The sequence below is a fragment of the Actinomadura verrucosospora genome (assembly GCF_039540335.1).
Classification (GTDB): Bacteria; Actinomycetota; Actinomycetes; order Streptosporangiales; family Streptosporangiaceae; genus Spirillospora; species Spirillospora verrucosospora.
In genome coordinates, this window is record NZ_BAABEV010000046.1 from 61,588 (window position 1) to 69,314 (window position 7,727).

Sequence of the window (7,727 nt, forward strand, 5' to 3'; positions counted from 1 at the left end):
CGGGCCCGGGCCGGGCGGGACGGGCTCAGCGGGCGAACGCCTTGTTGGGGATCACGCCGGCCGACGCCTGGGCGACCGGGCGGCCGCGCCCGTCGGTGACCACCGCGTTGGAGACCATGCGGGTGGCGCCGGGGTGCACGCACGTCCCGGTCACCGTGTAGGTCTCGTCGGCCCGGACGCCGCGCAGGTAGTCGACGTTCAGGTTGAGGGTGAGCATCGGCATGAAGTGCTCGCAGGTGCTGCTCGCCGCGAGGCAGACCGCGTTGTCGAGGATCATCGCGATGTAGCCGCCGTGCACCGTGCCGCCGGGGTTGCAGAGCCGTTCGCCCGGCGTCCACTCGATGACGACCCGGCCCGGTTCGGCGGAGGCGATGTCCTGCCCGATGTAGTCGTTGATGTCGGAGATCTGCGGGAACCGTCCGTCCGCCATCGCCCGGATCAGCTCGGCGCCCGACAGGGTGTTCCACAGGTCCTGGGGGGTCGCCTCGACGCTCAACTCGCTCTCCTTGATCACGGTGACCCCCGAATCGTATTCGGCGAGGCGGGTGAGGGCACTGTGCCCTTCGTCACGGGTCCGCGGCGCTATCGTCGGACGCATGGGAGACGGCGACGGCTGGGCCGGCTGCGGCTTGGGGCACACGCACTGGGGACGGTTCGGCGCCGCGGGCCTTCTGGCCTACCACCGCGACTCCTCCGGCCAGACGTGGGTGCTGCTCCAGCAGCGCGCGTGGTGGGGCCTCGGCGGCGGGACGTGGGGCATGTTCGGCGGCGCGCTGCACAGCCACGAGGACGTCGTCACCGGCGCGCTGCGCGAGACGTCCGAGGAGTGCACGCTCGACACGACGACGGTCCGCGTCCACGGGACGAGCGTGGAGGACCACGGCGGATGGTCGTTCACCTCGGTCGTGGGCTCGCTGCCGGAGCGCGCGCACGTGCTGCCCGCGTCGCGGGAGACGCGCGGGGCCGAGTGGGTGCGCGAGGAAGAGGTCACCGGCCGCAAGCTGTTCGAGCCGTTCGCGCGGTGCTGGCCCCGCGTGCGGGAGGCGATGCGCGGGGTCGTCCTCGTCGTGGACGCGGCGAACGTCGTGGGCGCCCGCGCCGACGGCTGGTGGAAGGACAGGGCGGGCGCGAACGCGCGGCTCCGCGACGACCTGAAGCGCCTCGACGGCGGCGTGCGCGGCCTGCCGAGCGGCCTGTTCCCCTACGACCGCTGCTTTCCGGAGGTCGTCCTGGTCGTTGAGGGCGCGGCGCGGAGCGTCGCCGACGAGCCGGTCGACGGCCTGCGGGTCGTGGCCGCGCCCGGCAGCGGCGACGACGCGATCGTCGACCTCGTCCGGCGGGGCGCCCCGGACAAGGACCACCTGGTGGTCACGGCCGACCGGGAGCTGCGCGCCCGCTGCGAGGAGGCGGGCGCCGCCGTCGTCGGCCCCCGCTGGCTCCTCGAACGCCTCTAGCCGTTCAGTTCTCTACGCGGTGGCCGGCGTCGCGCAGCGCCCCCGCCGCCGCCTCCGACCGGTGCTCCGGGACGAGCACGAGGTCGGAGTGGTACGTCGAGACGACGAAGACGGGCACGCCGGCCTCGGCCAGCGGCCCCACGACGCCGGCGAGCACGCCGGGCGTGGCGAGACCGCCGTCCGGGTCGCCGTAGAAGCCGACCCACCGCTCCGTCTCGGCGAACGGCGAGGCGTCCCGGATCACGGTGAGGCCCTCGGGAGCGCGGATGAGCGCGACCCACTCGTCGTCCTCCGGGAACGTCGCGTGCGGGAGGTGCTCCACCATGAACTGGCCGGGGACGATGTGCAGGCGCATCCCGTCACCCTATTCAGGGACGAGCCACACCGCCCCCAGGGGCGGGACGCGCATCTCCGCCGACGCGGGCAGCCCGTGCCACGGCTCCGGCGCCGCCTCGACCCGCCCGAGGTTGCCGACGCCGCTGCCGCCGTACTCGTAGGCGTCGGTGTTGACGAGTTCGCGCCACCGGCCCACGCGGGGGAGGCCCACCCGGTAGTTCTCGTGCGGGTTCCCGGCGAAGTTGACGACGCACGCCACGACGGGCGGCTCGCCGCCGTCCGGGGCCGTCCCGTAGCGCAGGTAGGACAGGGTGTTGCCGCCGGCGTCGTTGCCGTCGATCCAGCGGAACCCGTCGTGGTCGCTGTCGCGCGTCCACAGCGCGGGCTCGCCCTGGTACGCGTGGTTCAGGTCGCGCACGAGCCTCTGCAGCCCGAGATGGTTGGCCCCCTCGGAGGCGTTGTCCAGCAGCCACCAGTCCAGCGGGCGCTCCTCCGCCCATTCGGCGCCCTGCCCGAACTCCTGCCCCATGAACAGCAGCTGCTTGCCGGGATGCGACCACATGTAGGCCAGCAGCGCCCGCAGCCCGGCGAACTGCTGCCAGGAGTCGCCCGGCATCTTGCTCAGGAGCGAGCCCTTGCCGTGGACGACCTCGTCGTGCGACAGCGGCAGGACGTAGTTCTCCGAGAACGCGTACACCAGCGAGAACGTGATCTCGTTGTGGTGGTAGTGCCGGAACACCGGCTCGTGACGCAGGTATTCGAGCGTGTCGTGCATCCAGCCCATGTTCCACTTGAACCCGAACCCGAGCCCGCCGAGATGGGTCGGGCGGGAGACCCCGGGCCACGCCGTGGACTCCTCCGCGATCGTCATGATGCCGGGGTTGCGCTTGTAGACCGTCGCGTTCATCTCCTGGAGGAAGGAGATGGCCTCCAGGTTCTCCCGCCCGCCGTAGATGTTGGGCGTCCACTCGCCTTCCTTGCGCGAGTAGTCGAGGTACAGCATCGAGGCGACGGCGTCCACGCGCAGCCCGTCGATGTGGAACTCCTCCAGCCAGAACGACGCGTTCGCCACGAGGAAGTTGCGGACCTCGGCGCGGCCGAAGTTGAACACGAGCGTCCCCCAGTCGGGGTGCTCGCCGCGCTTCGGATCGTCGTGCTCGTAGAGGGCGGTGCCGTCGAACCGGGCCAGCGCCCACTCGTCCTTCGGGAAGTGGGCGGGCACCCAGTCCATGATGACGCCGATACCGGCCTGGTGGAGGCGGTCGATGAGGTACCGGAAGTCGTCGGGGTCGCCGAACCGGGCCGTGGGCGCGTAGTAGGACGTCACCTGGTAGCCCCAGGACGGTCCGTAGGGGTGTTCGGTGACCGGAAGCAACTCCACGTGCGTGAAGCCCATGTCGCTGACGTACTGCGTCAGCTCCTCCGCCAGCTCCCGGTAGCCGAGCCCGGGACGCCACGACCCGAGGTGCACCTCGTAGGCGCTCATGGGCTCGTGCAGCCAGTCGTGCTCCTTGCGCGCGTCCATCCACGCGCCGTCCTCCCACTCGTAGGAGGAGGTGAAGACGCGGGACGCCGTCGCGGGCGGGGTCTCGGTGGCCTGGGCCATCGGGTCGGCCTTGGCGCGCCACACGCCGTCGGCCCCGAGGATCTCGTACTTGTAGCGCGTGCCGTCGCCGACGCCCGGGACGAACAGCTCCCACACGCCGGTGGAGCCGAGCGACCGCATGGGGTACGCGCGGCCGTCCCAGTGGTTGAAATCGCCGACCACCCGCACGCCCCGCGCCGTCGGCGCCCACACCGCGAAGGCCGTCCCCTCCACCGTGCCGAGAGCGGACGCGTAGGAGCGGACGCGGGCGCCCAGCGCGCGCCACAGCTCCTCGTGCCGTCCCTCGCCGATCAGGTGCAGGTCGAGCTCGCCGAGCGTCGGCAGATGGCGGTAGGGGTCGTCCTGGATCGTCTCGACGCCGTCTCCGTAGGTGACGGCGAGCCGGTAGTCGGGGACGGCGAGAGGGGCCCGGTCCTTCTCGGCGCCGGCGAGCGACGTGCCGGCGGGCAGCGTCCCGACGAACACGCCCTGGTGGAAGTGCCGGAGCGGGTGGCGGTCGCCGCTGGGCAGCACGACCTCGACCTTCTCGGCGAGCGGGCGCAACGCCCGCACCGCCACCCCGTCCCGACCGGGATGCGCCCCGAGGACGCCGTGTGGATCATGGTGGTCGCCGCCGACGAGTCGATCGATCTCCGCGCGCGTCACCCGTGCCATGACGTCATGGCCTCCCGTCACTGAGCCGTTTACCCCAAGAGGTTGCCCCGAGAACGGGCGCTCTCACATGACGGACCGACCTGTTTTCGCGAACCCGGCATTCCGGTGCGGATGTTGCGGCCGCACGGCCGGCACGACTCTTCGTCGTGGGGTCGCGCCGAATGTGCCGTCCGTGCGGCCACGTCTACCTCGCCCCAGGGGTGACCCCGACCCCACCGCCCTGGGCTCCATTCCTGTGTCACCTGAGCGACACAGGTACCTTCCGTACCGGCCTGTCCCAGCCCGGTCCGCCCCCGCGCGCGGACCGGGCCGCCCCGACTCTCCCGCCTCCCGTCACCGTTCTCCGGGCTCCCCGCGCGCCTGGTCGAGCAGCACCCGCCGGAGCCCCTCCGAGTCGTCCGCGGCCACCGTCATCGCACATCCCGCCTGGAGTTGCGCATCGGTGAGGTCGCCGCTGCGGGTCGCGTACCAGCGCCCCGCGTCGCTGCGCCACACCTGCCAACCCGGAAACTCGCCCTCGATGGCCGCCTTCAGATCCTCGAAGTCGCCCATCAAGGTCGTCCCTTCCCCGAGGCCGCTCTTCTGTATACAAAAGTCTTACTCGGCCTGAGAGGTGTCAAGCTGTCCGTAAGCGGACCGTGCCCCCGCGGATAGCGCCTGGAAGGTATGGATGACTGGAGGGGCGAGCAGGATCGAACGCGGCGTCGAACGCTGTTCGAACGTGGCCGCGGGCAGGAGGCCGGGGGGCGCGCCCGAGGAGAGGGAGGTGACGCCGGTGCCGGAGCGTCCCGCCTACCTGCGCATCGCCGACACCCTGCGAGAGGGGATCCGGGACGGCAGCCTCCCGCCGGGGACGCGGCTGCCGACCCTGGCCGAGCTGTGCGACGTCCACGGCGTCTCGGAGATCGTCGTGCGGCAGGCCGTCGCGCTGCTGCGCGGCGAGGGCCTGGTGGAGACCCGCCGCGGCGGAGGCACGCGCGTCCGGACCGTCCCGCCGGCCCGCCGCGTGGCGATGGACCGCTACCGCGCGGTGGCCGGGCCGTCGGCGGTCCCCGAGACCACGTTCACCCGCGACCAGAGGATCACCTGGGAGGAGTACCGGCTGGACCGGGAGTTCTCCCGCGTCCGGGCCGACGACGACCTCGGCGCGCTGTTCGAGCTGCCGTCCGGCACCGAGCTGCTGCGCCGCCGGTTCGTCTTCTACGCGCGCGAGGAGCCGCAGCAGATCTCCGTCAACTACCTGCCGTGGGACGTGGTCGGCGACACGCCCGTCGCCGACCCGGCGCGCGAGCCCTGGCCCGGGGGGACGCTCGCGCAGCTCGCCTACCTCGGGTACCCGCCGACCCGCGTCGAGGAGGCCGTCCGCTCCCGGATGCCGACGCCCGAGGAGGCCGAGACCCTCAACATGGCGGGCGGGGTGCCGGTGCTCGCCATCACCCGCCGCATGCTGGCGCGCGCCGGCGTCATGGAGGTCTGCCGCGAGATCGTGCTGCCCGCCGACCGGGTCGTCCTCGACTACGCCATCGACCTGTGACGCGGCGGCCGAGCGAGGGCCGGTGCGGGCGGGCCCGGCGCGGCGCCTGCCCGGTCAGCTCGCGAGCCGGGCCAGGGACCGCAGCGGGACGGGCAGCCACGACGGCCGGTTCCGCGCCTCGTACCGGATCTCGTAGACGGCCTTGTCGAACTCGAAGGCCCGGACCAGCGTCGCGTGCGCCGCGGGGTCGGGCCCGCCCGCGGCCGCGTAGCCGGCGCAGAACGCCGCCCGGTTCCGCTCGGCCCACTCCTGGGCGCGCAGCTCCAGCGCGTCCGCCGTCTCCGGCGGGAGGTCGCCCTCCCGGGCCAGCAGGAACCGCGCGGCGTACTCGAACGAGCGGAGCATCCCGGCGACGTCGCGCAGCGGGTGCGCGGGCGCCCGGCGCTCGGCGGGCGTGCGGGCCGGCTCGCCCTCGAAGTCCAGCAGCGTCCAGCCGGAGTCGGTGCGCAGGACCTGGCCGAGGTGGTAGTCGCCGTGCACGCGCTGGAACGGCAGCGGCGACGCCTCCGCGGCGACCCGGTCGAACACCTCGCGGATCGCGGGCGCGTAGGGGCGCAGCTGCGGGACCGCGGCGCTGACCTGGTCGAGCTGCTCGTGCATCGAGAAGACGATCTCCCGCAGCAGCTCGGGCGGCGCCTGCGTCACGCCGAACGCGGCGGCGAGGTCGCGGTGCACCTCGGCGGTGGCCGCGCCGAGCCGTTCGGCCTCGGCGGCGAAGTCCCCGCCGGCGTCGCCGGCGGTGAGCGCGGGCGACGGCCCCGGCGGCGGCCCCGGCGTTGCGGGCTGGGCGAACCAGTCGCGGACGCTGGTGAGCGCGAGCTGCCAGCCGTCCGTCGCGGTGCGCAGGAACTCCGACAGCAGCGCGAGCGTGACCGGCTCGTTCCCGCCACCGGAGTCCGCGCCGCCCGCGGGGCCGCCCGAAGCGGTGCCCTCCGCGGTGCCCAGCGCGCCCGGTTCCAGCTCGATCCAGCCGTGCACGCTCGGGACGTGCTCGCAGCCCCGCCGGGAGAGCGCGAGGTTGACCTCCAGGTCGGGGCTGACGCCGGGGGACAGGCGGCGGAACAGCTTGCAGATGTAGGCGTCGCCGAAGATCAGCGAGGTGTTGCTCTGCTCGCCCGGGATCGGCGTGCCGTCCAGGTCCGTGCGGATGCCGGTGCCGGGCGCGCGGCGGAAGGTCAGCGGCCCGACCGTCCGGTCGTCCGCCATCAGGTCCAGCAGCGGGCGCGTCAGCTCCGCGTCGTGGGCGGCGTCGTAGACGTACCCGGTGATGCCCTGCTCGGGGTCCTCCAGATGCCCGATCGCGACCGGCGCCAGATGCTCGGGAAGGTCGCGGCGGACGCCGAGGAGGAGCTGGTAGTGGTCGGTGGTGCCGTCCTGTCGGACGTCGAGGACGAGGTGGTGCAGGGAGGGGTCGCCGGACCGGAGTTCGGTGGCGGTGCCGATGGCGAGGTCGTGGATGGGGCCGTCCTTGCCGCCGAACCACCGCTGCCGCGGCAGCCAGCCGGCCAGGAGCCGGACGAGCGAGGTGTCGGTCGGCGGAGCGGACGGCGCCACGGTCACATCACTCCCTCTCCCGGCTCCTGCTCGTCCGGCGGCGGCGGAAGCAGGAACCAGTAGAAGCCGTGCCCCGGAAGGGTCAGCAGATAGGGCAGTTCGCCGATGGCCGGGAACTGGACGCCGCCCATGCACTCGATCGGGTACGAGCCCCGGAAGCGCCGCAGGTCCAGCTCCACGGGCTGGGGGAACCGGGACAGGTTGTTCACGCAGAGGACCGTGTTCGCGCCGCCCCACTGGTTGGCGTCCCCGCCGTTGATCTCGCGGGTGAAGGCCAGGACGGAGGGGTTGGAGGCGGACAGTTCGACGTAGGAGCCGACGCCGAAGACGGGGTGGCGCTGGCGGATCTCGATCATCTTGCGGGTCCAGTGGAGCAGGGATCCGGGGTTGTTGGCCTGGGCTTCGACGTTGACGGCCTGGTAGCCGTAGATGGGGTCCATGATGACCGGGAGGTAGAGGCGGGCGGGGTCGCAGGCGGAGAAGCCGGCGTTGCGGTCGGGGGTCCATTGCATGGGGGTTCTGACGGCGTCGCGGTCGCCGAGCCAGATGTTGTCGCCCATGCCGATCTCGTCGCCGTAGTACAGGACGG

General features: G+C 72.9%; 8 protein-coding genes. 2 read left to right on the top strand and 6 right to left on the bottom strand.

Annotation, left to right across the window (positions count from 1 at the left end; all coding sequences use genetic code 11):
- Positions 1-25: 25 nt before the first annotated feature.
- Positions 26-496 (bottom strand): PaaI family thioesterase, encoded by a 471-nt coding sequence (locus tag ABD944_RS34650; RefSeq protein ID WP_345184083.1) that lies wholly within the window; start codon positions 494-496, stop codon positions 26-28.
- Between the two features lie 100 nt (positions 497-596).
- Between ABD944_RS34650 and ABD944_RS34655 the strand changes: the two genes are divergently transcribed.
- Positions 597-1,454 carry an NUDIX domain-containing protein gene (locus ABD944_RS34655; protein WP_345184085.1) on the top strand — a complete coding sequence of 286 codons (858 nt, stop codon included), beginning with the start codon at positions 597-599 and terminating at the stop codon, positions 1,452-1,454.
- 4 nt (positions 1,455-1,458) lie between these two features.
- Here ABD944_RS34655 and ABD944_RS34660 read toward each other — a convergent pair whose 3' ends face one another.
- The 3 genes from ABD944_RS34660 to ABD944_RS34670 all read right to left on the bottom strand — a co-directional run bounded on the left by ABD944_RS34660 (position 1,459) and on the right by ABD944_RS34670 (position 4,602).
- The gene (locus tag ABD944_RS34660) at positions 1,459-1,809 is read right to left on the bottom strand and encodes an ACT domain-containing protein (protein WP_345184087.1); all 351 of its coding nucleotides are present in this window, start codon (positions 1,807-1,809) and stop codon (positions 1,459-1,461) included.
- A gap of 9 nt (positions 1,810-1,818) precedes the next feature.
- A complete protein-coding gene (gene glgB / locus ABD944_RS34665; protein WP_345184089.1) occupies positions 1,819-4,050 on the bottom strand; it encodes a 1,4-alpha-glucan branching protein GlgB in 2,232 nt (743 codons plus the stop codon).
- Between the two features lie 333 nt (positions 4,051-4,383).
- Complete coding sequence (locus ABD944_RS34670) at positions 4,384-4,602, bottom strand: hypothetical protein (protein ID WP_345184091.1); 219 nt, start codon at positions 4,600-4,602, stop codon at positions 4,384-4,386.
- Between the two features lie 214 nt (positions 4,603-4,816).
- Between ABD944_RS34670 and ABD944_RS34675 the strand changes: the two genes are divergently transcribed.
- Entirely contained in the window at positions 4,817-5,584 is a 768-nt protein-coding gene (locus ABD944_RS34675) for a GntR family transcriptional regulator (RefSeq protein ID WP_345184093.1), read from the top strand.
- 54 nt (positions 5,585-5,638) lie between these two features.
- Here the strand turns inward: ABD944_RS34675 and ABD944_RS34680 are convergent, their stop codons facing one another.
- Positions 5,639-7,144, bottom strand: a complete 1,506-nt coding sequence (locus ABD944_RS34680; protein WP_345184095.1) for a maltokinase N-terminal cap-like domain-containing protein — start codon at positions 7,142-7,144, stop codon at positions 5,639-5,641.
- The coding region (locus ABD944_RS34685) for an alpha-glucosidase C-terminal domain-containing protein (RefSeq protein WP_345184097.1) at positions 7,141-7,727 on the bottom strand (587 nt) is incomplete at its 5' end. The genes ABD944_RS34685 and ABD944_RS34680, both read right to left, overlap by 4 nt.